This is a genomic window from Bacteroides reticulotermitis JCM 10512, from assembly GCF_000517545.1.
Classification (GTDB): Bacteria; Bacteroidota; Bacteroidia; order Bacteroidales; family Bacteroidaceae; genus Bacteroides; species Bacteroides reticulotermitis.
On the sequence record NZ_BAIV01000028.1, the window covers coordinates 25,402 to 51,043 of the forward strand.

At 48.3% G+C, this 25,642-nt stretch carries 17 protein-coding genes and 5 pseudogenes; 13 read left to right on the forward strand and 9 right to left on the reverse strand.

Features of this window, described 5'->3' with window-relative positions:
- Positions 1-33: 33 nt before the first annotated feature.
- Both JCM10512_RS15855 and JCM10512_RS15860 read right to left on the reverse strand, forming a co-directional pair.
- Positions 34-1,381, reverse strand: a pseudogene (locus tag JCM10512_RS15855) (Na(+)-translocating NADH-quinone reductase subunit A).
- A gap of 469 nt (positions 1,382-1,850) precedes the next feature.
- Positions 1,851-3,249 (reverse strand): annotated as a pseudogene (locus JCM10512_RS15860) (C1 family peptidase).
- Between the two features lie 201 nt (positions 3,250-3,450).
- Between JCM10512_RS15860 and JCM10512_RS15865 the strand changes: the two are divergent.
- From JCM10512_RS15865 to JCM10512_RS15890, 6 genes and pseudogenes are all read left to right on the forward strand, one after another.
- Positions 3,451-4,699 (forward strand): annotated as a pseudogene (locus JCM10512_RS15865) (BamA/TamA family outer membrane protein).
- 369 nt (positions 4,700-5,068) lie between these two features.
- On the forward strand, positions 5,069-5,752 hold the full coding sequence (locus JCM10512_RS15870) for a TolC family protein (protein WP_081741385.1): 684 nt from the start codon (positions 5,069-5,071) through the stop codon (positions 5,750-5,752).
- A gap of 11 nt (positions 5,753-5,763) precedes the next feature.
- The gene (locus tag JCM10512_RS15875) at positions 5,764-7,977 is read left to right on the forward strand and encodes a GumC domain-containing protein (RefSeq protein WP_044164680.1); all 2,214 of its coding nucleotides are present in this window, start codon (positions 5,764-5,766) and stop codon (positions 7,975-7,977) included.
- Positions 7,964-9,271: an O-antigen ligase family protein gene (locus JCM10512_RS15880; RefSeq protein ID WP_044164681.1), complete on the forward strand. Its 1,308-nt coding sequence runs from the start codon at positions 7,964-7,966 to the stop codon at positions 9,269-9,271. The genes JCM10512_RS15875 and JCM10512_RS15880 overlap by 14 nt, the downstream gene beginning before the upstream one ends.
- The gene (locus tag JCM10512_RS15885) at positions 9,268-10,206 is read left to right on the forward strand and encodes a glycosyltransferase family 2 protein (protein ID WP_044164682.1); all 939 of its coding nucleotides are present in this window, start codon (positions 9,268-9,270) and stop codon (positions 10,204-10,206) included. Before JCM10512_RS15880 ends, JCM10512_RS15885 begins: the two co-directional genes overlap by 4 nt.
- On the forward strand, positions 10,203-11,402 hold the full coding sequence (locus JCM10512_RS15890; protein WP_044164683.1) for a glycosyltransferase family 2 protein: 1,200 nt from the start codon (positions 10,203-10,205) through the stop codon (positions 11,400-11,402). The genes JCM10512_RS15885 and JCM10512_RS15890 overlap by 4 nt, the downstream gene beginning before the upstream one ends.
- A gap of 104 nt (positions 11,403-11,506) precedes the next feature.
- On the opposite strand, the gene JCM10512_RS15895 is transcribed toward JCM10512_RS15890, so the two are convergent.
- The 4 genes from JCM10512_RS15895 to JCM10512_RS15915 all read right to left on the reverse strand — a co-directional run bounded on the left by JCM10512_RS15895 (position 11,507) and on the right by JCM10512_RS15915 (position 14,551).
- Positions 11,507-11,947, reverse strand: a complete 441-nt coding sequence (locus JCM10512_RS15895) for an N-acetylmuramoyl-L-alanine amidase (RefSeq protein ID WP_044164684.1) — start codon at positions 11,945-11,947, stop codon at positions 11,507-11,509.
- A 523-nt stretch (positions 11,948-12,470) separates the two neighbouring features.
- Positions 12,471-12,962, reverse strand: a complete 492-nt coding sequence (locus tag JCM10512_RS15900) for an HU family DNA-binding protein (RefSeq protein ID WP_044164685.1) — start codon at positions 12,960-12,962, stop codon at positions 12,471-12,473.
- Between the two features lie 349 nt (positions 12,963-13,311).
- Positions 13,312-14,082, reverse strand: a complete 771-nt coding sequence (locus tag JCM10512_RS15910) for a hypothetical protein (protein ID WP_148298432.1) — start codon at positions 14,080-14,082, stop codon at positions 13,312-13,314.
- Between the two features lie 262 nt (positions 14,083-14,344).
- Positions 14,345-14,551, reverse strand: coding sequence for a winged helix-turn-helix domain-containing protein (locus JCM10512_RS15915; protein ID WP_148298433.1), 207 nt, complete (start codon positions 14,549-14,551; stop codon positions 14,345-14,347).
- A 249-nt stretch (positions 14,552-14,800) separates the two neighbouring features.
- Here JCM10512_RS15915 and JCM10512_RS15920 point away from each other — a divergent pair, with 249 nt between their 5' ends.
- Positions 14,801-15,061 (forward strand): DUF4248 domain-containing protein, encoded by a 261-nt coding sequence (locus tag JCM10512_RS15920; protein WP_044164689.1) that lies wholly within the window; start codon positions 14,801-14,803, stop codon positions 15,059-15,061.
- Positions 15,062-15,591: 530 nt separating this feature from the next.
- Here JCM10512_RS15920 and JCM10512_RS15925 read toward each other — a convergent pair.
- The 3 genes from JCM10512_RS15925 to JCM10512_RS21515 form a co-directional block, all read right to left on the reverse strand.
- Entirely contained in the window at positions 15,592-17,424 is a 1,833-nt protein-coding gene (locus JCM10512_RS15925; RefSeq protein WP_044164690.1) for a bifunctional DNA primase/helicase, read from the reverse strand.
- Between the two features lie 748 nt (positions 17,425-18,172).
- Entirely contained in the window at positions 18,173-18,424 is a 252-nt protein-coding gene (locus JCM10512_RS15930) for a hypothetical protein (RefSeq protein WP_148298434.1), read from the reverse strand.
- Positions 18,391-19,254, reverse strand: a complete 864-nt coding sequence (locus JCM10512_RS21515; RefSeq protein ID WP_052517251.1) for a DUF7833 domain-containing protein — start codon at positions 19,252-19,254, stop codon at positions 18,391-18,393. The genes JCM10512_RS15930 and JCM10512_RS21515 overlap by 34 nt, the downstream gene beginning before the upstream one ends.
- Before the next feature lie 170 nt (positions 19,255-19,424).
- Between JCM10512_RS21515 and JCM10512_RS15940 the strand changes: the two genes are divergently transcribed.
- The 6 genes and pseudogenes from JCM10512_RS15940 (at position 19,425) to JCM10512_RS15965 (ending at position 25,642) form a co-directional block, all read left to right on the forward strand.
- Positions 19,425-19,952, forward strand: coding sequence for a hypothetical protein (locus JCM10512_RS15940; protein ID WP_044164692.1), 528 nt, complete (start codon positions 19,425-19,427; stop codon positions 19,950-19,952).
- 51 nt (positions 19,953-20,003) lie between these two features.
- Positions 20,004-21,164, forward strand: coding sequence for a glycosyltransferase family protein (locus JCM10512_RS15945; protein WP_044164693.1), 1,161 nt, complete (start codon positions 20,004-20,006; stop codon positions 21,162-21,164).
- Entirely contained in the window at positions 21,161-22,117 is a 957-nt protein-coding gene (locus JCM10512_RS15950) for a glycosyltransferase (RefSeq protein ID WP_044164694.1), read from the forward strand. The genes JCM10512_RS15945 and JCM10512_RS15950 overlap by 4 nt, the downstream gene beginning before the upstream one ends.
- A gap of 3 nt (positions 22,118-22,120) precedes the next feature.
- Positions 22,121-23,593 carry a lipopolysaccharide biosynthesis protein gene (locus JCM10512_RS15955; RefSeq protein WP_044164695.1) on the forward strand — a complete coding sequence of 491 codons (1,473 nt, stop codon included), beginning with the start codon at positions 22,121-22,123 and terminating at the stop codon, positions 23,591-23,593.
- Positions 23,590-24,712 (forward strand): annotated as a pseudogene (locus JCM10512_RS15960) (glycosyltransferase family protein). Before JCM10512_RS15955 ends, JCM10512_RS15960 begins: the two are co-directional and overlap by 4 nt.
- 28 nt (positions 24,713-24,740) lie before the next feature.
- A pseudogene (locus tag JCM10512_RS15965) lies at positions 24,741-25,642 on the forward strand (SP_1767 family glycosyltransferase).

A 25,642-nucleotide genomic window follows, 5' to 3' on the forward strand; every position in this document is an offset into this window, starting at 1 on the left:
CTATCTAAGAGTTATCAATTAGTACTTATAAGGTTATGCCATCTCAACGCGAAGCCTGTCAAGCCCGGCACGGACAATGTGCTGCAACTCCATCTTCGAGGAGCAGACAAATTCGCAAAGGGCGAAGTCCTCGGGAGCCACTTCGTATATCCCCAAGCTTCCATGCGGTCGATGTCGCCGGCAATGATCGCTTTAATCAGAAACTCGGGCAGAATGTCCATCGGGAACACTTTATCGTATTCGCCGGACATGATCATGTGACGCTCTCCACCTTTGACACGTGCGTCGAGCGTATATTCTTTCTTCCCCATCAGCCAGCTGAAATACGAACGATTGGCACTGAACTGCTTGAAGCGTGGCATGATCCACCCCAACATCTCGTGAATGTCATCTCCTTCGGGAATGACGGTCAGCTGATTGTGGAAGGCTCCGAGGAATCCGTTTGGGGAAACCTGTTTGCCGGTAAGGGGGTTGCCACTGATATACCGAAGTTCCTTGCCGCGGGTAACATTCCCGGCAAAGACTGACGTCAGCAAAGCTCCCACTTGTAGCTTGCAATAAGCCGGATGCAATACCTCGGAACCTGTCACAGCTACGGTTCGGGTGAAATCCACTCGCCCCGTGTTGAACAGGCGTCCGATGAAGAGAACGGCCTGCGGATCGAGTGTCCAGACCGTTTCACCTTTCACCACGGGATCGATGTGATTGATCTGTACGCCCACATTTCCTGCCGGATGGGGACCGTCGAATGCAGTAAGAGTCACATTCCGCATCGCTGCCAACTGACTGTTCCGTTGTTTGATGTGTATGTTGAGATATACGTTCGCGATCTTCGCCAATGCGTCCAGTCCGGTTTGGAAATTCGCCTCTTCACCTTTCAAGGCAAACTCGAAATCGGGAGCCAGCGGATGGCTGTCGAAGGCTGAAATGAAAATCGCTTTCGGAGATTGGTGGGATTGGCTATGATATCGTAAGGCCGTTGCCTGATAAATGCAAAAAGTCCGGCATCTAGCAAGCTGGTTCTCACTGAATCGGCATCCATAGACGAGACGTCCTTCTTGCCGAACTCTTCGTAGTCTTGTTCGGTAGCTTCTTCAACAATGATGTTAAGCACTTTCCGTCGGCTTCCCCGCTCGACACTTGTCACCACACCGCTTACCGGTGAAACGAACTTTAGCTCGGGATGATTTTTGTCGACAAACAAGGGACCTCCTGCCATCACGTACTCTTGTTCTTTCACAACCACTTTCGGAGTAATGCCCGGAAAGTCGTCGGGTACAAGCGCATAGAATCCCGGGCTTTTCATAGCTGTATACGTCCCGGCTGCTTTTCCTTTCAGATTTATGTCGAGCCCTTTACGCAACTTTATTACATTTAGCATGCTATATTAAATATATGGTTTCACAGTCTTATCGCAAAAATAATAAATAATACTAGAAACGGGCAGAAAAAAGAGAGGAAATGCAAAATAAAATGCAATACCTTTCCGTTTATTTTGAGGTTTTTAGTCAGTTTCCGGTTAAAGTATGAGCTAGCAGAACGACTGATCCGGGTGATAAAAAAGTAAGACTGATACTCTTTAACAGGGCAGTCAAGCCTTGTCGATCACTTTTAAAAAGCGATCCAACTGACTTTTTAAGTTGGGACGCTCGCTGCCGTCAGATGAGATAACGGGATGCTTAGAGTAATGTAAATAAGAGGTTCGATTGAGTAATACAACAACCTATTCCGCTCTACCCCCAAAATGAAACGGGCAAAAAGCTTCCGACCTCTTGCCCGTTATTTATTTGCGAGTTACAGCGTTTACTTTGCGATCACCCCAAAATGATGATGAAGCCGTTTACCCGTTGTTATTCCTCTCCGGCAAACATGGGGTCCCATGCAGGTAAGCGGATAGGCTTCTGCTTGAGTACTTCGAGTGCCTTGGCGGTAGCATATTTCTTCTCAACGACCAGACGGAACATATACTCGTTAAACCACTCGTCGGTCATAATGAGATGCCCCTGATAGCCCGAAGTAGCTCCCCAACTATTCTCCACCATCCACTTGGTAGGCGTTCCCCCTTTATTCAGGTCCACCGCCATCAGCGTCATAGCGTGACTGGAACCACTGGCAAAAGTCTGAATCCGTTGTTTCTTATCCATGCCAAACGATGTTCCCATAAGCGATTCGTAATCGTAATTCTTCAGGTCGAGCAGTCCGCGATCCGTGTTGAGCGATTTACCTACGTCGCAAGAGAAATACATCATCGTGCTATCTTTCAACGAAGCGATTGCCATCTCTTTGATATCTTCAATGGGTAGGTTGACGTATAGCCAGTTGTTTCCATCGTAGCGGTGACGGTCGAAGTCGATCTCATACGATTTGTAATATTCGCGGCTCGGATCGTTCATCAACATCACGTAACTGTTCAGCAGACTTTCGTCACCGAACTTTTTCAGGAAGCTCATCGGCGTATACGTAGCCGTTTCCACCACCTCCTTTCGGGTTGTACTGTGTCCATTCAAACTCGGTCGGCGGTACACCCAAGTTAAGCACCAACATACGGTAAATCACACCCAGCATTTCAGTTTTGCTTTTCTCGATTGCAGCCGGTTTCGCTCCCTTGGCCACCATATCGCGAAGCTGCAAACCCTGTTCACGTAGTTTCAGCCCCAGCAGATTCGCCATGCGAGCCGTATTATCGCTGCTGTTGGTTTCCGGCATCACATCTTTCGGAACCAAGCCGTATTTGCTGACAATATCGACCACCCCGGTGAATGTTCCTCCATCGCTCAACGGATGACGGAAGAGCCAGTCCACCATCTGATCGTCCATCGGTTTCTTGCCCGTATCGATCACCCCCTGTAAGAAAAGGTTCGCCTTCTCCAGTTGGTCGTAGAAGAAAGAGTACGCCTGCGAATATTCGAACGATCCCAAATCATACTTGCCGATCGCCTTGGCACGCATCACGTTCATCCCTGTGAAGAGCCAGCAGCGTCCCGACGACTTCTGATCGGACACACCCTTCGATTTCACCTTGATGGAGAAATGGGTATCCATGCCTTTGAGATTGTCCAGATTCAGTGCCAGCTTCCGAATGTCGTTGCCACTGATCGCATTACGCAACGCCTGATCGCTGGGCGTTCCCTGGTAACTTTCCTTGAGTTGTTGCAGCATCCCCTCGCTGATGCCTCCTTTTGTGTCCTGTGCCTGTGCCGAAAAAACAAGTGCACTAAAAGCCAATGCCGATAAAAATTGTCTATTCATTTTACACATTATATATTAATAGGTAATACTTTATATAAGTTGGACGAACAGCTCCCTGTTTCCGTCCGGTATTCCGACAGCTATTTGCAAGAAACAGATAGCCTTTTGCAAAAATACAATTCTTTTTTAGAAATATTATCAAGCAAGGTTGAAACTAATTGGAATAAAAGGGTTTTCTTTGTCAGCTCATTCAGAAGAAATATGAAAAGATATATACTGAGTGCTTGGCTAATGACCTGTTTCATTGGCTGTTTAAGGGCACAAAACGACTTAACTACAGTAAATAAAGGGGAAATAGAGGGAAGTGTAAAAACCACAACAGTCCGTATGCCGACCGACAGCCTGCCTGGCCTGTCCAAACGTGAGTTACGCAAGCAACGCGTAGCCCAACGCAACCTGCACTACAACATACTGGGAGGGCCTAGTTACAGCCCTGACTTCGGATTCCTGATAGGCGGTAGCGCATTGATTACGTTCCGCATGAATCCCAGTGACACCACCCAGCAACGCTCGGTCGTCCCCACGGCTGCCGCATTCATGTTCGAAGGCGGACTCAACTTGTTCACCAAGCCTCAATTGTTCTTTGCAGGCGACCGTTTCCGTATCTTTGGCGTGTTTGCATACAAGAACACGCTCGAGAACTTCTACGGCATCGGCTATTCCACCAATAAGAACTACCCCCGTGGCGAAGAGACCAGCGAGTACCGTTACAGTGGCATACAGGTCAATCCCTGGTTCCTGTTCCGGCTGGGTAAAAGTAACTTCTTTTCCGGTCCGCAGATAGACATCAACTACGACAAAATAAGCAAGCCGGCCGAAGGAATGGCCACACAATCCTCCTACGTCGGCGCCGGTGGAACGGCTAACGGCTACAACTCATTCAGCTCCGGGCTCGGCTTTCTGCTGACGTACGACACGCGCGATGTCCCCGCCAACGCCTATCAGGTACTTATCTCGACTTCCGCGGCATGATGTACCAGAAATGGTTCGGAAGCGACAACCGTTTTTACCGGATGGAGATCGACTACCGCCAATACCAGACGCTCGGAAAACGACGGGTACTGGCATGGACCGTGCAAACCAAAAATGTGTTCGGCGATGTCCCCCTGACCAAATATAGTCTCAGCGGAACCCCTTTCGACCTCCGGGGTTACTACATGGGGCAATACCGCGACAAGTCCTCCCACGTCCTGATGGCGGAATACCGGCAGATGATCAACACCGACAAAGGAAATCGATTCAAGAAGATACTCAGCCACATCGGCTATGTGGGATGGGCCGGCTGCGGTTTCATGGGACCGACTCCCGGCAAGATAGAGGCGTCCTGCCTAACTTCGGAGCAGGGTTGCGTATCGAAGTTCAACCCCGCATGAACGTGCGCCTTGATTTCGGCCGAAACCCTATCAACAAACAGAACTTGTTTTACTTCAACATGACGGAGGCTTTTTAAGTCAACGGGGCGATATCGTGACAAATTCGCTCATGATATGATGACATAATAACGTCGAATGAGCAATTCCGATCAAAGTGCTTTTCTTTTTTCCGAGGCTACCGGATACATCCGATAGCCTCCATTACACTGAAAAACAAGCGGGGTGCTCGTTCTTTATTCGGCAAACAAGCGGATCGAGTAGAGCTTCTTCACAGAAAAAAAGCATATTATTTACAATTTCCCATATAAGATAGGCAACAAATAAATTTATTTTCTATATTTGCATCACTGTAATGTTCCAGTAGCAAATAAATAAAGTTGATTTATGAAGCAACTTAAATTCTACTTCCTAGTATCAGCCTTCTGTTGGGCTGTATAAAAAACGTAATGGCGCAGGAAGCCAACAACGATGCCAACTTACTAGATGACAACTTTAGCAACATCCTCCTACCTCCTTTGGACGTATTGTTTGAGAATGCCAAAAATAGTCCCGTTTACGAAATGGCCGATGTAAAGGCTGCCATAGAGCGCAAACTGCTCGCCAAAGAGAAACGTTCGGTTCTCGGATTCTTCTCTCTGCGAGGCAGCTATCAATACGGTATGTTCGGCAACGAATCAACCTATACCGATGTCGCCATTGCCCCTTACCTCACCTACTCCACCCAAGCACAAAACGGCTATACCGTGGGGGCAGGCGTAAACATTCCGCTCGATCAATTGTTTGATCTGAAAGCACGTGTCACCCGCCAGAAGCTCAGCGTGAAAAGTGCCGAACTGGAAAGAGAGATCAAGTATGATGAGATCAAAAAGAACATTATCGAAATGTACGCCATGGCAACCTCGCAACTGAAAGTACTCCAGTTGCGAAGCGAGAATCTGGTATTATCCAACCTACAATACGAGATATCCGAAAAGAACTTCGCCAACGGAACCATCGAGTCCAATGAACTAGCTGACTATAAAGAAAGACAGTCACAAGCCCGTGAAGCCTATGAAAATAGTAAGTTTGAGTTAACAAAGAGCCTAATGATTCTCGAGGTTATTGCACGTACTCCTATTATCAAAAAGTAAAAAACAAGACTATGGACTTTATTATATCCATCATACGGGCCCTATTCCGCCACCGCTGGGTAATTATCTCAGTCACTGTACTTATCTCCCTGTTTGCGATCTTCTATACCCGCCATATGCGAGGAGGCTACGATGTGAAAGCTACTCTCTATACAGGCATTGTTTCCGGCTACAATTTGGAAAGCGAGAAACGGACCGATTGGTCTATCATACAAAACTCAATGGACAACCTGATTAGTATCATCCAAGCGGAAAGTACTTTGAAGCAGGTTTGCTTGCGCTTATACGCCCGCGTGCTGATCAAAGGCGATCCGAATAAAGATATGGATGGAATCACCGCTTCCAGTTACCGATCCACCTACGATCATGTGCGAAACAGTCCGCATGGCAAAGAAATACTGGCGTTGATCGACAAAACCAGTGAAGACAAAACCGTTGCTAATCTGGAGAAATATATGAAACCCCAGAAAGACAACTACATCTACGGGCTGTTTTACTACAACCATCCTTTCTATAGCTACAACGCACTCAAGAATATCAAGGTACAACGCCGATTGACCAGCGACCTGCTGGACATCAGCTATAGCTCCGGTGATCCGGGTATTGCCTACAACACCGTCAGCATCCTGATGGAAGAGTTCGTCAACGAATACCGCCGCATCCGTTATGGAGAGACCGATAAAGTAATCGAATATTTCAAATCCGAGTTGGAACGTATCGGCCAACAACTGCGTAACGAAGAAGACGACCTGACCAAGTACAACGTAGAAAAGCGTATTATCAATTACTACGATGAGACCAAAGAAGTAGCAGCGATCAATAAAGAGTTTGAACTCCGCGAGCAAGATGCCCTTTTTGCTTACAACAGTACTCGATCCATGCTCGGAGAACTCGAAAGACATATGGATAGCAATGCCAAGCAAGTGCTCAAGAATATGCAATTCATTGAGAAAGTAAGAGAAGCATCGACGCTAACCGGTGAAATTTCGGAGGCAGAGGCTGTTCCCACCAATCAACAAAAGAATGATCAAAGTCTAGACGCATCCAAGAAACGCCTGACACAGCTGAAGCAAGAGCTGAATAGTTTATCCGACAGCTACGTAAGCCATAAATACACCAAGGAAGGAACTTCCCGAACCAATATTATCGAGCAATGGCTAGAGCAAACACTTGCCTTCGAAAAGGCCAAAGCCGAGTTGTCGGTCGTTCAGGATTCCCGTCGTGAACTCAACGAACGGTATGTATTCTTTGCTCCGGTAGGAACCACCATCAAGCAGAAAGAACGCTCGATCAACTTTACCGAACGTAACTACCTCACCGTTCTTCAAAGTTATAACGACGCCTTGTTGAGAAAGAAAAATCTGGAGATGACTTCCGCCACCCTCAAAGTGTTGAACGACGCCACCTATCCGATTTCCGCCAATTCCACCAACCGGAAGCAAATCGTGATAGCATCCTGTGTCGGTACCTTCTTCTTTCTGGTCTTGCTCTTTATCCTCATCGAGTTTATTGACCGGACGCTGCGCGACGCACCCCGTGCCCGCAAAGTTACCGGCTTTAAAATTGTCGGTGCGATACCCTACAGCAATTCAAGCCCACAGAGTAAAATCTATTTTCAGGCCGCCATACAGGAGTTAAGCAATTCACTGTTGCGCTACTTCACCAAACGAAAATCGCCGGAACTCTTTATAGTCAACCTCTTCAGCACCCTTGAAGACTCCGGACAAGAAGAACTCGGCAGGCAGCTTGATGAGTTCTGGAAAAGCCGTAACCTCCGCACCCGGCTATTGGTGTATGGCGAGGACTTCCAAACCGAAGACTCCCGTTACCTGCTAGCCAAGAGCGTGACCGACTTCTATACCCCGCAAGGAGAAGACATCCTGATTGTTGTCTATCCGGCATTGATTCAGAGCAATATTCCGACCGAATTACTACTCGACTCTAACGTCAACCTACTGGTGTCTCCGGCCGATCGAGGATGGAAAACTGTCGACCAACAGCTAGCGTCTCAGTTCCTGTGTCAAGTCAACAAATCGGATGTGCCTTTCCGAATGTGTCTTACACACACCCTGCCCAATGCCGTAGAAGACTTTACCGGAATGCTCCCGCCGTACACCTTGCTACGCCGATTAGGATACCGTTTCAGCCAATTATCATTAACCGAAAAGATACGTTCCGGTAGCTTCCGCAAGCGATCGGAGCAAGCCAACAATGATGACGAATAAGTTTACAAGCTTTCATCTTCTGTTTTTAGCCCAGTTCCTCCTCATGGCACTGGGAATATTTATCAATGTGAAAGCAGGAGTTGCCACTCTTATAGTGACCCTCCTACTCGTCCCCATTTGTTTGTTTCAGCTCGACAAAGACAAGAGTACTGATTGGAGTAAAGGGCGAAACCTCATGTTCACTGTGTGCTTGATATGGCTTGGCTACTACCTGCTAGAGTTATTCAACCCCAACAATGTTTTAGATGCATGGAATATTGGATTCTTACCCTATGCACTTATCCCCCTGTTATGTGCGTTTCTCGTTCCATTAGTCATCCGTAGTACAAAGAGCATCGAAATACTCCTATTCATCTGGTCTGTTTTTGTGCTGATCTTCACCATCAAAGGCTATTGGCAGAAAAACCACGGCTTCAGCGAAAAAGACCTATTCTTCCTATACAATTCAGGCGGATGGCGTACCCATATCATCTGGTCGGGCATTCGCTTTTTCTCCTGTTTCTCTGATGCGGCCAACTATGGAGTCCACGCTGCTATGTCGGCAACCCTATTCGGCATTTCCGCCTTCTTTGTCAAAGAAAGATGGAAGCAACTCTTCTTCCTCTTCATTGCCCTTTGTGGGCTTTACGGGATGGCCATATCCGGAACCAGAGCTGCCGTAGCGGTTATTGCAGGAGGTATACTCATGGTCGTTGTCATCTCCAAGAACTGGAAAATGCTGATTGGTGGAGTCCTCTTATTCATATCTTTATTCTGCTTTTTCTATTTCACCAATATCGGCAGCGGCAACCAATACATCTTTAAGATACGTTCCGCCTTTCATCCTACCGAAGATGCCTCCTACCTGGTACGTGTACAGAACAGGGAGCGAATGAAAGAACTGATGGCTAGTAAGCCTATAGGCTATGGCATCGGGCTATCCAAATCGGAGCGTTTCAACCCCAAAGAAAGCATGCCCTACCCACCGGATTCCTGGTTGGTCAGCGTATGGGTGGAGACCGGTATCATCGGACTCATACTGTACCTCGCCATACACGGAATACTTTTCGCGTGGGGAGCTTGGATCTTGTTGGTTAAAGTACGAGACAAACGATTGCGGGGACTGGTAGCCGCTTGGCTCAGCATGGACGCCGGGTTCTTCATAGCCGCCTACGTCAACGACGTGATGCAATACCCCAACCAACTACCTGTGTACACCGGATTCGCCTTGTGTTTTGCCGCGCAACATATCGACAAGCAAATCAGTAAAGAGAAAGCCCTTACACCGGAACAACCCCTAAACGAACTGCCATGAATCCTGCTCAGCCGCTCATCTCCTTCATCACAATCTGCTACAACGGATTGGAAGACACGTGTGAGCTGATCGAATCACTCCGCAACAAGATACATTCGGTGAGCTACGAGATTATTATTGTCGACAACGCCTCCCGTGAGGACGAAGCCGCTGCGATCAGTAGCCGGTACCCGTTTGTTACCGCCATCCGCAACCCTGTGAACAACGGATTTTCGGGAGGCAACAATGTAGGCATCCGGCACGCCCAAGGCAGCTACCTCTTCTTTATCAACAACGATACCTTTATCGAAGAAGATGGCATACAGGCCTTGGTTGAACGGTTGGAAAGCAGTCCGCAGATTGGTGGCGTCTCTCCCAAACTTCGTTTCGCCTTTCCGCCCCAACACGTCCAGTTTGCCGGATTCACGCCTCTCTCCCGTTTCGCCTTACGCAACCGGACTCTGGGCTACGATTGTGTGGACGATGGAAGCTACGATACCGCTCACCCCACCCCCTACCTGCATGGCGCCGCTATGCTTATCAAACGACGGGTGATCGAAGAAGCCGGACTGATGCCCGAAGTCTTCTTCCTCTATTACGAAGAACTGGATTGGTGTACAAGCATGACCCGTGCCGGCTACGAGCTTTGGTACGAACCTCGCTGCACCGTTTTCCACAAAGAGAGCCGGAGCACGGGACAGCTCAGCAAAACCCGCACCTATTACCTCACGCGCAACCGCCTGCTCTATGCCCGACGGAACCTGCGGGGCACGCGTCGGACCGTCTCCCTGATCTACCTCAGCACCATAGCCGCAGCCAAAAACGCGCTGAGTTATCTATTACAACGCCGGTGGGATCTTGCCGGAGAAGTATGCCGGGCAACCAAAGACGGATGGTCGCCCACCCTGCGTGAAGAAAAGCTTTGTGTAAACTCGCCTAATCCCTCACAACCATGATCTACATTGACTGGATACTCTTTCTCCCGCTTGCCCTCTGCGTAGCCTATCTGTTGATCTACGCCCTGGCATCTAAGTTCTACCGGAACCCACATTTCCCCGAAGCGAACAGCTTTCGCCGATTCGCGGTGCTTTTCCCCGCCTACAAAGAAGATCGTGTCATCGTATCATCCGTGCGCAGTTTCCTCCAACAGGAGTATCCGCAATCGTTATTCGACATCGTAGTCATTTCCGACCAGATGGAGTCCGCCACCAATGAAGAGTTGCACTCGCTCCCCATCCGGTTGTTGATAGCCAACTACTCCGAAAGTTCGAAAGCCAAAGCACTCGCACTGGCAATCGATACCATCGAAGTGCAATCCTACGACGTGGTCGTTATCATGGATGCCGACAACCTGACCTCACCTAACTTTCTGGCGGAGATCAACCGGGCTTTCGAAAGCGGCCTACAATCGGTGCAAGCTCGCCGAACCGGAAAGAACCTGAACACCGAGATTTCGATGCTCGATGGTATCAGCGAAGAGATAAACAACGGAATCTTCCGTAGCGGACACAACGTACTCGGACTATCGGCCGGACTGGCAGGGTCGGGAATGGCGTTTGATGCCGACTGGTTCCGTCGAAATGTGCGAAAGCTTCAAACAGCCGGTGAGGACAAGGAGTTGGAAGCCTTGCTACTGCAACAACGCATTCACACCGCTTTTCTGCAACAGTTGCCCGTGTACGATGAAAAGACGCAGAAGAAAGACGCCATCAAGAACCAGCGTAAGCGTTGGATAGCGGCACAGTTCGGTGCGCTGCGCAATTCGCTGCCGCATTTTCCCGGCGCGCTACTTCGGGGCAATTTCGACTATTGCGACAAAATTATCCAATGGATGCTTCCGCCACGCCTTGTACAACTAGCGACTGTATTCGGTTTCACCTTTCTATTTACCTTGGCTTGGCTCCTGCTGAGTTGGCAAACGGGAGGTGATCAGTGGGTAATGTCCATCAAATGGTGGGTATTGTCGGCCGCACAGGTAGCTGCGATGTTAGTTCCCATCCCTGCCGCACGTTTCAACAAACAGTTGGCTAAAGCGGTCTTGCAGATTCCGGCACTTGCCATGGCCATGATCGGCAACCTGTTCAGCCTGAAAGGGGCCAATAAGAAATTTATTCATACCGAACACGGCGAGGACGAAACAGATCGGTCTTAGTCACTCGCTCGTAGACAAAAGCATTGAGTAATTCGTCATTTCGTATAAAAAGAACTGGGGCTGCCCGAAAATGGACAGCCCCAGTTACTTCATATCATACGGTACTAACCGTCTCTTCCCACATCAAAACAGGGACATTGCTTCACCCATTCTTCGGGTTCAATCTCGCCATTACCGTTCAGATCGGGACTAAGGTCGCGATGTCCGCAGACACGGCAACCGGGATAGTCTTGCTGTAAGGCAGAGATGAGCACACGCAGCGAATGTTTCTGCCACTCGGTACGGGTATCCGCAGGACATCCGCAGTAGTCGAGTCCGCCTTCGTAACAGATGCCGATACTGTGTTCGTTGTGTCCACGGGCATGAGCTCCCATACGCTCCAAAGGACGGGTTACTTTGATGTCTCCATTCTTGCGAATGTAGTAGTGGTAACCTATACCGTTGAACCCACGGCGACGGTGGCATATTTCAAGGTCTTCTTCGGTGAAGTCTCTGTCCGCACGGGTGGCGGAGCAGTGGACTACAATCAGGTCAATCTTCCTCATTTTAAGGACCTCCTTCTACTTTTTACCTTTTCGCTTCCGGCGGAAGAAAAAGAGTACTTCTAATATTACATCTAAAATCTTATCCATCATAACTTCTGACTTTTATTGATGATTACTTTCATTGCGCAACCAATACCATTTTGGTAATGGTGCGGCTATCGAAGCAAGCCAAGGCGGTACGGTAGTCGGCACTAAGTACTGTCTTGGCTGAGATCGTTCGGTGAAATCATTCGGGTTCTCGTTAGCCAGATTGGTCTGTGATACAGTTCACACAAAGTCGATCAACTGAGGTCGTTCGGCGGAATTTCGTTCAGCGAATTTGTTCGTGCAAAGTCAATCGCAATGAAATCGTTCATGCAGAATCGTTCGGGAAACTCATTCGGGGGAACGGTTCGTGCCAATTAGATCGATCCGTGAAACTGTTTATGCCAGATCGGGCAACTGAGGTCGTTCGGTGGAATTCCGTTCAGTGAATTTGCGCATGCTAGCTAGATCGATCAATGGAGTGTTTCACCTCGGATTATCACAAAGTTGGGTCGGGTGCTTCACCTCCCCCTTCTTCACCACCTTCGCCCGATGAGTCCTTCACTTCGGAAGCCAACGCAAAGACGACGTTATTCTCAGCTCCTCGGGTACTTGCCGTGCTGTCGTTAACCAATCGCAGGGAGTTGTCCACCTTGAAGCGGAGGTTAACCCGGGTGATGCTTTTCACCGTACAGTCTTTTTCAACCTCCACACCCGGACAGGTGAGGGTGGTGTAAAAAGTGCCTAGTCCGTCCACTTTCACCCGATTGCCGTCGACAAGCACTCGCTTCATCGAGCGGACGAAGGACTTCATAACGTGGGTCACATCTTCCGCCGATAACGATCCAATGGATTCGATTTCCTTGGCTAAGGCTTCGATGGAGTACACTTTTGCATCGCCACATTTGGGTCGAAGCGAATAAACCTGCGGTGAATCTTTGTCACCAATCAACTTTCTGCGCTTGTAGCGCACTACTGTTACTATTGCCATATTATTTACTTTATGAGCGGAAGTTTCACCTCCCCCTCGGTTAGTTAAACAAAGGTACGGCAACGTGAAAGTACAAATCGGGATTCAACCGGACTAGACCGGACTATGCCGGATTAAACCTGTTTAAACCGGATTCACGGGGAGTGATTGAAGGGAAAACCGGAAGAAAGGAATGCTAAAGGAGCCAGGAATAGGAATGGAACAGAAGAAAAGATAGCGATAAAAAAGCCGGAAGAAAGTAATGTCCAAAGGAGTTGGGAAGGCGAGGAAGAGAAGGTCAAAAGAAAAAGAGTGCCAAGAGAGTCGGGAAAAGGAAGTGAACGGGGGAGAAACTATCCCCCGCCTAACCTTATTTAGATTCTTTATCGACTGTATCAATGGATACATGCAGGTGCAGTTCATTAGAACAATGACTGCCCTTCTTAAATTTTAGTTTGTCTTCATCACGGAGATCGCTAATAATGGAATGCAAATCAATGTAAGGTTTAGCACGTCTATAAATAAGGAAGCAGACCACAGCACACATAGCAAAAAAGAATATAGCGAACTTCAAAACCAATAAAAAAGCTTGAAACCTAGCAGATTCTTGAAGCGCTTTAGCAGACATAGGTTCACTACCGTTAAGAAGAAAGTCAAAAAGTACTATGATAAGAGTACATATATTTAATAGTATAAGTAGTGTCTCGAAAGAAATTTCAGGCACTTTTTTTTTATCTCCTATCCTATTTAATATAATATCGTAAAAATCAAGATTGCTATGATGAGGAGAGATGCTGCCCTCCAGAAGTAAACGTAAATACATCACTTCCCGCTTATAATTATAAAGACTCTTTTTCTCACCAAGCTTATTCCTAAAGAAGTTAGGCCTGGTACCTTCTTCTTGATAAAGAAGACGATATAATATAAAACCAAATATGATCACAGCAGCTAAACACAGTATGATCACCCATTTTGGCGGGGCCGTAAATATAGATAAAAGAGCCAAACCGCATATAGCAATCAGTATTACGATCAAAATGATTAGCCTATGCTTGTTTTCTACTTTACCTTGATGTGCTTCAGCGATACTTTTGTTGGTAGCAAGTTTTAGGGAACTTACCATTTTTTCTATGTCGATCATCTTATTTATACATTTACGTCATTACTTATCAGCAAATATAGTAATAATAAATCAAGAAAAGAAAGAAGCGTGAAGCAATGCAATAAAAGGATAGATTCAAACAGCACAAAAAAGAACAAACATGACACATAAGAAACAAATTTCTTAAAATATTTGTTTCTTATTTTCAGCAACCTCATCAACCTGCAAAAGGGAATAAGCATGCAGAGTTGACAAGGTTGCAACAATAAATAAAAGTGCATCGCACTCACCCAGAAAAACGTTATATCTTTGCACTCAGAAAAGCCATATTGTCTTTTCTTCGAAGTGTTATTTTACCTTCCCGTGCTAACCACCCTATAGCTAAAGCCGCATCTTCGAAAGTAAAACTAGTGGCGCAACATAGCATATACATCGAAAGCTCACCTTTCTCATTCAATATGCGCCAAACTTTGCCTGCGTTCGAACCAATTCTTGTATTATTCATCATATCTTTTTTTGTTAAGTTAAACAATAAGTTGACTTCTAATTTATCTACAAGAATCCTTGAATAAAGTACGACCTTTTATCTACCTGCAAAGTTAATGGATAAAATGAAACCTGCAAGAAATTATCGACAAATTTTCATACCAATCGAAAGTTTTTTTTCATTCACCTTATTTTTTTTCAATATTGGCTTGCTCAATTCGGCGAAAATAAGTACCTTTATGAGCAGTAAAGCGCACACAAACAGGTTATTATGTACAATTCAAAGACAAACAAAAGCGGCTGGTCGGAGGAGGAAAAAGCGTTCCAATATCGAAGCTACGGCAAAGGCGAACTTGCCGCACTCTATCTACCCGACATTTTGCAACAGAGTGCCGTTGAACAATTCAATAAGTGGATCGATGCTGCTCCCGGACTTCGGCAGCGGCTTTTATCTACGGGAATGACCAGCCGAAGCCGTCGATACACGCCTGCACAGGTGAAACTGATTGTTGAAGCGCTGGAAGAGCCTTAGCGAGGTCCCTCCCTTTGCCTCGCTAAATCGACCGGTCACTCATCCGGCCAACTGCTCTTCCAGACGCTTTTTGCCCCTCCTGGCGATCAACCCGACTCTTTCTAGGTTGCAAACCCTCTGCCAAGCAATAAATTAAGCCGACTCCGAATGGTAAGTAGACGTCTCAGGCTAAAAGTCGCCCCGACTCCCTTCACGCATAGATCCCTTTCCCGAACGAGAAACAAAGCTGCCTCCGATTAGTAAGTAGACGCATCAGACTGTAAACTGCACTGTCTAACTTCACGCATAAATCTCTTTCCCGAACGAGAAACAAAGCTAACTCCGAATGGTAAGTAGGCGTATCAGGCTTCAAGTTGCACTGACTCACTCCACCCATAAATCCCTTTCCCGAACGAAAAACAAAGCTGACTCCGATTAATGAGTAGGCGTATCAGGCTGTAAATTGCCCTGACTCCTTTTATATATAGCTCCCTTTTCGAACGGTAAACGAAACCGCATCGAAGCCATACGCAAGCGTGCCATGCACAGCCCTACCCCTGTGTTTCATCATCCGCAACATCCACCATCTGCCCGAACAGATCCTTTTCGGGCAACCAGCAAGTGTTATCAAACTGCGTATTTCGTACCCGTTGAGCAGGTGGTACACCCGTTTCGTGCGACTCTTCACAAGGCAAATAACGCCCGTTGACAAGGTCGTAAACAAAGGTCGCCTCTCCTCCCTGCCCCAAATGCTTAAACTTCACTTTATCCACGTACACACGAGTCACGCCCACTTCCCGGTCGCGCTCCACCACCAAACCGTAGTCGGCTTTATTGAAAAAGTCCGCCGAACCACTGATGTCGTACATTTCCGGACGAGGTGTGGAATTGGTTATCGGATTGCGATTCATCTTGCGGGGATGGGCAACAAGCACCACCAGACAGTTGCACTGATTGGCAAATTCCGTGATTTTATTCAATAGATTCGACAGATACTGCGTTTCCGTTTGCCCGGGTTCGGGCGTGTGATCGAAGCGGTTGAGCGGGTCAAAAACGAAGATGCGACAACCTCTACGGGCAACCAGTTCGCGAGCTTTGGACAACACACGGTCGGGTGTGGCACTGCCCTTGAGGGTGATGTGACACACGTTTTCAGCCAAGAACTCTTCGGAACGTGCCAGCAGTCCGTCGGTCATTCCAAATCCGTTTTGGAATCGGCAACCGGTGAGTTTCTCGATCAGTTTGCGGAGATGGTAGACCACAGGGATGTTCTCAGGGCTAAAAAAAGCGATTTTCCACTGATGACGCAGACAGAGCCGCAAGACCAGTTCGTCGATCCATTCCGATTTGCCCGATCCGGGTATGCCCGTGACGATAATCATGCGGCGACGCTCGTAGGTGCAGATGTCGTCCATCGCTTTCCAACCCGTGTCCGCTCCCGGACCGAAACCGTTGTCGTACAACGCACGCAATTCGCTATGCAGGTCGAGAGCCGTAAAAACACCTTCGAGCGGAACCTCCTCCGCCTGTTGGATCGCAATGCGAAGACTCTCTAATCCGTATTTAAGCAAGTGTTCGTTGGCATCTTTACAGCCCGGCCCGTAGCTGACGATGCGACAGCGTTCCGCCCCAAGTCGGTTGACAAGTTCTTCACGCAGTTTGAGTCCGGCAGCATCGGAATCGACAGCAATCAAGATCTCTTTTTTATCCTCGAAATGAGTCTCCATGAAACGATCCATCCATGCAAGGTTGGCATTGGCACCGGCAGGTACGGAAATGACGCTCTTGAATCCGGCGGCAAGGCTAGAGGCGGCATCTAATTCACCCTCGTGAATGATACAGGAAGGTTGTCCGAGGATGGAATCGATATTGTACGGAATCAGTTCGGCTCCCTGCACCATTTTAAAGTGCTTTGCACCGCTGCGAAACTTGGTGTTGACAAGCTGCTCGCCCTCAAAATAGTTGAAACAGACGCAACGTTCCTTTTGGCCGGATTGGGGCATAAGTTCCTCTTGTTCGGTGATACGCAGGTCGGCAATGACCGATTGCGGGATGCAACGAGTTTCGACAAGCCACCGTTCGGTAGCCTCGGAAAGTACAGTTCGGGAGGCATCGAACACAGGCCGGCGGAAATGCTGGGGAGCGAGGGCGGACTGACGTTTGCGCTCAGCCTTCCGTTCGGCTTTGCGTCGTTCCTCTTCCTCGTCGGGAACATAGAAATCGGCTCCACAATGGTAACAGTGGCAGTGTCCTGTGTCGATATTGACACGCAGTGAATGATCGCGTTTGTTTCGTCGGGTGGGGCGGCATTTTTCACAAACGGTTTTGATGACGCCGCTCGTACGGTGATGGACGTCGACTTGATAACTGGCAAAATTTCTCATTTCGTTCTAATTTAGGGATATAATTAGTCAATTGGTTCGCCGCCAATTGATTGGTTTTAAGTTAATTAATTCATATTTCCGTTAGGTAGTCTGGATTCGCTTATTTCTTGAGCCGTTGACTCTTAGAATGATTTTACCTTACAACATCAGCATTTCCGGACTCCGTGCGGAGTCAAAAGATTCAGGATATATTCATGAATTGTCGCCAAAAGCGTGAGCGGTTGCACGGTTCACTCCAAGCGGTACTTGACTAGCCGAACCGATTCAAGTTGCCGTTTGGAATCATAGCTAGTTCGTTGGTTTTTAAGTCAATAAATTCGCTGTACTGTTAGGCTATCAGCGTCCGTTCTCTGACTATTTTACCGCCTATTTGCTTGATTCGGAGCCGGCAGATGCAAGGACGCACCGATAGCTGCCGAAAGCTCTAGCGACTGCAAAGCTCATTCCAAGCGATATTGGGCTAACCGGATCGTTTCAGTTCTCCGTTTGATTTCATGCTTATTCGTTGGTTTTAAGTTAATAATTTCATTGCGCCCTTAGACTGTCAGAATTAGCTAATCTGCTGTTTAGTGAGCCATCAAGGGTTGTGCAGCTGCTGGTTGCCTTAGACTGTCGGGGAGGAATAATCCCCCTTCATTCTTGGGTTTTCAGGAGTTGGATGGCCTTAGCGGTCAAATCATACCCCAGCAATCGCTCTGCAAAAAACGTTCTTCAGAATGCCCTGGGCAAATTTCCAAATGCCCAGGGCTTACGGACTGCTTGCCCAGGGCAATGAGCGTCGGAGAGCCGGGCAAATTCCCGAAAGACGTGGGCAATAAACATCCAAGAGCGAAGCAACGAGCATCCCAAACCCAAACAGCGAACATCCCAAAGCCAAGCAGCGAACATCCAAAAAGCCAAAACAGCGAACATCCAAAGCCAAGCAGCGAACATCCAAAGCCAAGCAGCGAGCATCCAAGAGCAGACTCAGTGATGCCATTGCTTGAGCAAGTTGTCCCATACCGAGGAAGGGTCAGGACGTGGCGGGGCGTCATTGGGGATGAGATGTCCCAAGTACGATCGCTGCCCATCGACAACCGTCTCAAAGCGATGAAAGTCAAAGCGTTCCTCCTCCAGTTTCTCCCTTTGCAAAGCCTCCCGAACCTTCCGATTCGTCACCGTTCCCGCAGCAATGAAATTCGTGAAATACGACTTCACATCCCCCAGTGTAAGCAGGTTTTCCTGTTTTCCCTGAAGCTGAATATGCGTCTTGAACAGCCCCACAATGCGTTTCCGGCAACGGAGGTAAAGTCCACCCAATCCCGAATGAACCCCGGCCTGATTCATGTAATCCTCGCAAAGCGCCATTTCGTTCACCAACGCCTCCCAACCCATAATGGGCTTCAGTGGAATTTGCCCGCCCCCAATATTACTGTCAACGACGGTAATATTCTTTTCTGTTCTGTTCTTTTCTGTTATACGCGCGGGTACAGCCGAACTTTCGCTCATTTCCAACACTTTAGGTCGTTTTTTAACACTTTCTAATTTGCTACTCAGCAAATAGGTAGACATCCGCCGCTTCATACCCGGTGAATAGAAATGATCTTTCTCGACCACAAAAAGGCCGAAATCTTGCACGATATGCAGCAAGTAAGACGCCCGTACTCGTGAACGAACCGCCAACGATTGTAAAATGCTCAGCGGACAACACAAATCAGCCCCTTTACGCAACGCTTCCAACAACACCCAATAAGCGCCGTACCCACGCAAACCTTCTTTGTCGATTAAGTTCATCATCTTTTCTCCGTTACAAGCCGAAGCATCGTGCTTAAAAAAATTATCATTCTTCATTTTTTCTTTTTTAAATAATTATTTTTACTTATTTTACGCATCTCAATACGAGTTAACTTCGTGATTGCAAAGATCTTTCATTCATTTGAATTAGGGTTATTCATTATTGAATAACCCTATCTGCGAAATTTTTAAAACCTTTGTATTCAAACTTTTAAAAAGAGAAAAGCATGAAAAAATTAACACGAATTAAGAATGACGACGAGATTTTACTTGAAGAAATAAGAAGACGGGTTCATGTAATCTTCGGTCGTTTTGTGAAAAGATTGCGTTTATTATCACCTCTGTCCCACAAAGGACTTGGGTTACGATCCACCGTTAACTCGAGTAGTGCATGGAGGCTGGAGAATCACAGCAACTTCCTAGTGGTCTTGTTCATACAAGCGGTATTCAATCACCTGAAGTCGATTAAATGCATGATCTACCCCTATCGGCTTATCAAAATGATGTATATCAACCTGCTCAACGGGAAATGCATCGTGTTCAAATCCGTTGATTCCTCTGAACTGGACAAGTACGACGAATCCCAAATCTTCTTCGTGCAAGACACCGACGATATTGAGGAGATCCAAAGGCGCCGTTCCATACAGAAGAAGGTGCAATTTAACACCCACTATACCCAGAGCTGCGAACGCAAGGCCCAGGAGGCGGAAAAAGCAAAGCAAACTTTGGTCAAAAAGAAGCGTAGTAATAAATAGAAAGACGAAAATCTTTTATTATCTTTGTGTTTAGAAGAAACAGTATTTGGAATGGACAAAAACAAACTAAAAAAAACAGCACCGGACATCGGACCGTTTAAAGCTCTGATTGTCTTCCGTGAGTCGGGGGAGATGGACAACCTCTTCGTCCCCACCCTATGCGACGCCATTCGGCAACGGAAAATCGATGTCCGGTGCTCGACCGAAGAGTTTTGGAATCCATCTACTCACTACGCCGTCATACACTTTCAATGGCCGGAAGAGGTGGTAGGGTGGAATTGTCACGATCCGTTGGCAGTCCACCGATTGGAGGAACGGATCGCTCACTTTCGGTCCGCCGGCACCCGATTTATATATACTCGACACAACAGCCGCCCAAAAAACGGCAACGAAATAATTGGCCGTGCTTACGACGTGATTGAATCGAACAGTGATGTGGTGGTACACATGGGCGCGTTCAGCCACAGGGAATTTATCGAGCTCTACCCCGAGGCTCTAAACGTGGTCATCCCCCACCACCTCTACCAATATACTTATAAAGAAGATATCAGCACCGAACATGCCCGACAGAAATTGCGACTTCCTCAAGGCGCGTTTATTGTAGCCGCTCTCGGCAAATATCGAAGCCGCGATGAAATACGCCTGACCGTTGGCGGATTCCGTCGTACACCGGTAGACCACAAACTGCTGCTCGCACCACGCCTATACCCCTTTTCAAGGCAAAACCCCTACCCCGGGAAACCACTCAAACGCTACCTTTCACGAATGGGATATCACCTACTGATTCCCCTGCTCAACCGCTGGTTCAACCTACGGGCCGGAGCCAGTGACGAAGTGGTGGACCCTTGCGACCTGCCGTACTATATCGCTGCCGCAGACGTGATCCTCATTGGTCAGAAAGGTGACTTGAGCACCAGCGACATCCTGCTCGCCTTCCTCTTCCGCAAGGTTGTAGCCGGGCCCGACAGCGGTAACATCGGCGAATTGCTGCGCGAAACAGGCAACCCAACCTTTCACCCCGGAGACAAATTCCGGATCGGACACGCCCTGCTTCAGGCACGCCGGTTGTCGCGCAAGTTGAAAGGAGAAATGAACCATGACTACGCCCTCGATCGAATGAGTATCAAGGAAGTAGGCACTCGATACGCCAACCTCTACAACGAGTTGGCAGAGCGGAAAAAAGAGCCGCGCATTCAAGAAATAAATTTATGAAGACGAACCCTATCAAAGTAAGCGTTGTCATTCCGGTCTACAACACCGAAAAATATGTCCGGGCAGCCGTAGAAAGCATCATGCGACAGACCCTCAAAGAACTGGAAATTATCCTGATCAACGATGGGTCAACAGACCAAAGTGCCGACATCCTGGCCGAACTCGCCTGCACCGACCCTCGCATCAGCATATATCCGCAAGCCAACCAAGGCCAGTCGATGGCACGCAACGCCGGCATCGCACAAGCCAAAGGGGCGTACATCTACTTCATGGACAGTGACGATTTGCTGGAAGAAGACGCCCTCGAACTCTGCTACCTTCGTTGCGAAAAAGACCTACTCGACTTTGTGTTTTTCGATGCCGAGAACTTCTACGACGGAATTACCAACGCGCCCCCGCTGATCTACAAACGTACCGATAAGCTGACCGACCAAGTTTACAGCGGGCCTCGGGCACTCGAAGTCCAAATAAACCGGCAGGTTTATACCCCCTCGCCTTGCCTGAGTCTCATCCGCCTGAGTTTTCTGGAAGATCACCACCTGCGATTTACCCCCGGCATTGTACACGAAGACCAACTTTTCACCGCCCTGCTCTACCTCCAGGCCCAACGAACCGCCTGCATCCGCCGCACCTTTTTCAAGCGACGTATGCGTGCCGACTCCACTATGACCCGCAAATTTTCGGAACGTAACTTGGTAGGCTACCTCACAGTAACCCATAAGCTACTCGCCTACAAGCGGCAGACAGCCGATGTATACATCGCTAGCCTGATCGACGCCTACCTCCGACAGATGTTCAACGCCATGGTGTGGGAAGCCCACGTACTCCCCCTGCGCCAACGCCTGCGACTGGCACGGATCAGCCTTTTCAAATACAAACGATACGTAACATTCCGCAACCTGGCCGTGTTACTGTTCAAATCCGCGCTTTCGGGCAACAAACAAAATCGGTAACCGATGGCAAAAAGTATTAAACAACAACTCTTTTCGGGTGTATTCTACACCGCTCTGGCCAAATACAGCGGTGTTATCGTTTCCCTCGTCGTGGCGGGCGTACTAGCTCGCCTACTCACCCCCGACGACTTCGGTGTGGTGGCCATCGCGACAGTCATTATCGCCTTTTTCAACCTGCTCACCGATATGGGTATTTCGCCCGCCATCGTGCAGCATAAGTCGCTTACCAAGCGCGAGTTATCCAACATATTCTCGTTTACCATCTGGACGGGAATCGTAATCAGCCTGCTGTTCTTCGCCGCTTCGTGGGCCATTGCCGACTATTACGAGAGCGAAATCCTGCGCACGCTCTGCCAACTGTTGTCGGTCAACCTCTTTTTCGCCTCCGCCACCATCGTGCCCGGAGCCATGTTCTACCGCAACAAAGAGTTCCGGTTCATCGCCCTGCGGAGCTTCACCATTCAGGTGATCGGGGGAATTGCCGCCGTAACCGCCGCTTTCTGCGGAGCCGGATTGTATGCACTTATTATCAACCCAATCTTGTCGAGCATACTGATATTTATTGTCTCCTACGCCCGCTACCCGCAACGCCTGCGCCTGTCGTGGGGATTGACGGCCATTCGGCGCATCTTCTCCTACTCCGCCTATCAGTTCCTCTTCAATGTGATCAACTACTTCAGTCGCAACCTCGACAAACTCCTGATAGGTAAGTATATGAATATGTCCGCTTTGGGATATTACGAGAAGTCGTATCGCCTGATGATGCTCCCTTTGCAGAATATCACGCAGGTTATCACCCCGGTGATGCACCCGGTGCTAAGCGATTTTCAGAACGACCGGGAACGGCTGGCAGTGTCTTACGAACGCATCCTCCGCTTCCTCGCCTTCATCGGCCTACCAATGGCGGTGTTCTTATTTTTTACAGCCGAAGAGTTGACACTTCTCATTTTCGGTGACCAGTGGATGCCCTCCGTTCCGGTGTTTCGCATCCTCGCTCTTTCGGTCGGTGTGCAGATCATACTCTCCTCGTCCGGCTCCATCTTTCAAGCCTCGGGCGACACCCGTAGTTTATTCGTATGCGGGGTGTTTTCGTCAACGCTCAACGTAGCGGGCATGCTGTTGGGAATCTTCTATTTCGGCACACTCACAGCGGTGGCAACCTGCATCACCGTCACGTTCACCATCAACTTCATGCAATGTTACTGGATAATGTACCGGGTGACATTCGGCCGTCGGCAGTTTCGTTTTCTGATCCGTCAATTACTTTCACCGCTCGCCCTCAGCCTACTTTTAGCGGGGTGTTTGCTACCCTTGCAAATAACATTGGACGGGACGCACATTTTTTTGTCATTTATAGCGAAAAGTTTGCTAACTTTTAGTATCTTTGGACTGTATATACAGCTTACGCATGAGTATGACATTGGGGGCGTCGTACGGAAAGCTGTACAAAGATTGAGAAAAGCGAAAAAGGAATGAAAACTCTATTTCTTATCTTTCACGGTTTCAGCCAAGCAAGCGGAATCAGTAAAAAGATACATTACCAGGTAAAAGGCCTTCGTGCCTGCGGAGCGGATGTACGCGTCTGCTGGTTGGACGACACCGACAATCACAAACGCCGGATGATTGACAACGCCATTCTGGAAGACTACGGAAGCGGCCTGAAAGGAAAAATACGCAAACGTACAGGACTCGATTGCATCTACCGGTACGCCGTGGAAGAAGGCATCGAGTGGGTATATGCCCGCTGTGACCACAACACAACACCGTTTCTAATCAATCTCTACCGAAAGTTACAGAGAAAAGGGATCAAGGTGATCATGGAAATCCCTACCTACCCCTACGATCAGGAATACAAGAGCCTGCCTCTGCCCTATCAATATATTTTATTCATGGACAAATGCTTGCGAGGTACCATGGCCCGCTATATTGATAAAATCGTGACTTTCTCCGACCACAAAACGATCTTCGGACGACCGACGATACGCATAGCCAACGGTATAGATCCTGATGAGATTCCACTGAAAAAGACTTTACCTGACGCACCCCTCAACGAATTACACTTGATTGCTATTGCCACCATTCATCCGTGGCATGGTTTCGATCGGGCCATCCGTGGGCTTGCGAACTATTATCAGCAGAGTCCTTCCCCGACGCTTCGCATCATGCTACATATCGTAGGCGTAGGCGTACCCGAAGTTGTAGACGAGTATCACCGGCTGGTCAAAGAAAACAATTTGGTGGAATATGTACATTTTCACGGAGCCATGTTCGGTAGTGATTTGGATACGCTGTTCGACCATTGTCAGATGGGTATCGGCAGTTTGGCACGCCATCGCAGTGGAATCACCCATCTTCGCTCACTAAAAAACAGAGAGTATGCCGTGCGAGGTATTCCATTTGTGTACTCAGAGACGGACAGTGATTTCGACATTCAGCTATGTGTGGCGAGTTCCGGCAGACGAATCTCCGTTGGATATGAATGAATTGGCACGCTTTCGAGAGTCAGTCCATTTATCGCCTGAAGAGATACGCCGTTCGATCGAGCAATCGCTTTCCTGGAAAAGCCAGATGCAACAAGTGATAGATCAATTATAAGCTAATTTACCTAAAGGAGCCTACTCATATGAATCTACAACAAATCCGCTACAAGCTCAAATACGGGATCACCGTAGAATGGTATAATTTCTGGTACATGGTACTTCGTCGCCATCAGAAGGTCATTCCGCACGTAGCCTCTATCGACGAAACAATTGAGCGCATCGTTGTAGATCGCTGTTCGGTGAGCCGCTTCGGTGACGGGGAGATGTTGCTCACCTCGCCGGACAAAAACATCGGCTTCCAAAAGGGGGATGCCCGCATGGCGGAACGCCTGAAGGAGGTGCTCAGAAGTCAGGAAAAGGGGCATTTGGTCTGCATATCCGATACGTTTACCGACCTATACCGATACAACCGGAAGGCACGCCGCTTCTGGCGGACGCATTTCTTCATTTACGGTTCTTGGTGGGACCGGCTGCTGGTGCCGAACCGAGTGTATTACAACACATTTGTCACCCGCCCGTATATGGACTTCGCCGACAAAGCGAACTCTGCCAAATGGTTTCACAACATGCGCGACATCTGGCAAGGGCGCGATGTGGTCTTCATCGAAGGTGAGAAAAGCCGGCTGGGAGTTGGCAACGACCTTTTCGACGGAGCACGCAGCATCCGACGCATCCTCTGTCCGCCTTGCAACGCGTTCGACCGCTACGATGACATTCTGACGGAAGCCCAAAAACAGGAAAAAGGAGTTTTGTTTCTCATCGCGTTAGGCCCCACGGCCACGATTCTGGCCTACGATCTGTTCAAGGCAGGCTATCAGGCAATCGACATCGGCCACGTGGATGTGGAATACGAATGGTGGAAAATGGGCGCACACCGGAAAGTGAAGTGGAACGTAAGTATGTAAACGAGGCAGCCGACGGCAAGCAGGTATCGGATGCCGGAGAGGAATATGCCCAACAGATCATCGCTAAAATAAATGAATAA

Excerpts from the sequence above, each read along its gene's own strand:
- JCM10512_RS15925 (WP_044164690.1), bottom strand. The coding sequence starts at position 17,424 with ATGAGAAATTTTGCCAGTTATCAAGTCGACGTCCATCACCGTACGAGC.
- JCM10512_RS15890 (WP_044164683.1), top strand. The coding sequence starts at position 10,203 with ATGATCTACATTGACTGGATACTCTTTCTCCCGCTTGCCCTCTGCGTA.
- JCM10512_RS15880 (WP_044164681.1), top strand. The coding sequence starts at position 7,964 with ATGATGACGAATAAGTTTACAAGCTTTCATCTTCTGTTTTTAGCCCAG.
- JCM10512_RS15945 (WP_044164693.1), top strand. The coding sequence starts at position 20,004 with ATGGACAAAAACAAACTAAAAAAAACAGCACCGGACATCGGACCGTTT.
- JCM10512_RS15885 (WP_044164682.1), top strand. The coding sequence starts at position 9,268 with ATGAATCCTGCTCAGCCGCTCATCTCCTTCATCACAATCTGCTACAAC.
- JCM10512_RS15920 (WP_044164689.1), top strand. The coding sequence starts at position 14,801 with ATGTACAATTCAAAGACAAACAAAAGCGGCTGGTCGGAGGAGGAAAAA.
- JCM10512_RS15870 (WP_081741385.1), top strand. The coding sequence starts at position 5,069 with ATGGCGCAGGAAGCCAACAACGATGCCAACTTACTAGATGACAACTTT.
- JCM10512_RS15950 (WP_044164694.1), top strand. The coding sequence starts at position 21,161 with ATGAAGACGAACCCTATCAAAGTAAGCGTTGTCATTCCGGTCTACAAC.
- JCM10512_RS15915 (WP_148298433.1), bottom strand. The coding sequence starts at position 14,551 with ATGATGAATAATACAAGAATTGGTTCGAACGCAGGCAAAGTTTGGCGC.
- JCM10512_RS15930 (WP_148298434.1), bottom strand. The coding sequence starts at position 18,424 with ATGGGACAACTTGCTCAAGCAATGGCATCACTGAGTCTGCTCTTGGAT.
- JCM10512_RS15940 (WP_044164692.1), top strand. The coding sequence starts at position 19,425 with ATGAAAAAATTAACACGAATTAAGAATGACGACGAGATTTTACTTGAA.
- JCM10512_RS15895 (WP_044164684.1), bottom strand. The coding sequence starts at position 11,947 with ATGAGGAAGATTGACCTGATTGTAGTCCACTGCTCCGCCACCCGTGCG.
- JCM10512_RS21515 (WP_052517251.1), bottom strand. The coding sequence starts at position 19,254 with ATGAAGAATGATAATTTTTTTAAGCACGATGCTTCGGCTTGTAACGGA.
- JCM10512_RS15910 (WP_148298432.1), bottom strand. The coding sequence starts at position 14,082 with ATGATCGACATAGAAAAAATGGTAAGTTCCCTAAAACTTGCTACCAAC.
- JCM10512_RS15875 (WP_044164680.1), top strand. The coding sequence starts at position 5,764 with ATGGACTTTATTATATCCATCATACGGGCCCTATTCCGCCACCGCTGG.
- JCM10512_RS15955 (WP_044164695.1), top strand. The coding sequence starts at position 22,121 with ATGGCAAAAAGTATTAAACAACAACTCTTTTCGGGTGTATTCTACACC.
- JCM10512_RS15900 (WP_044164685.1), bottom strand. The coding sequence starts at position 12,962 with ATGGCAATAGTAACAGTAGTGCGCTACAAGCGCAGAAAGTTGATTGGT.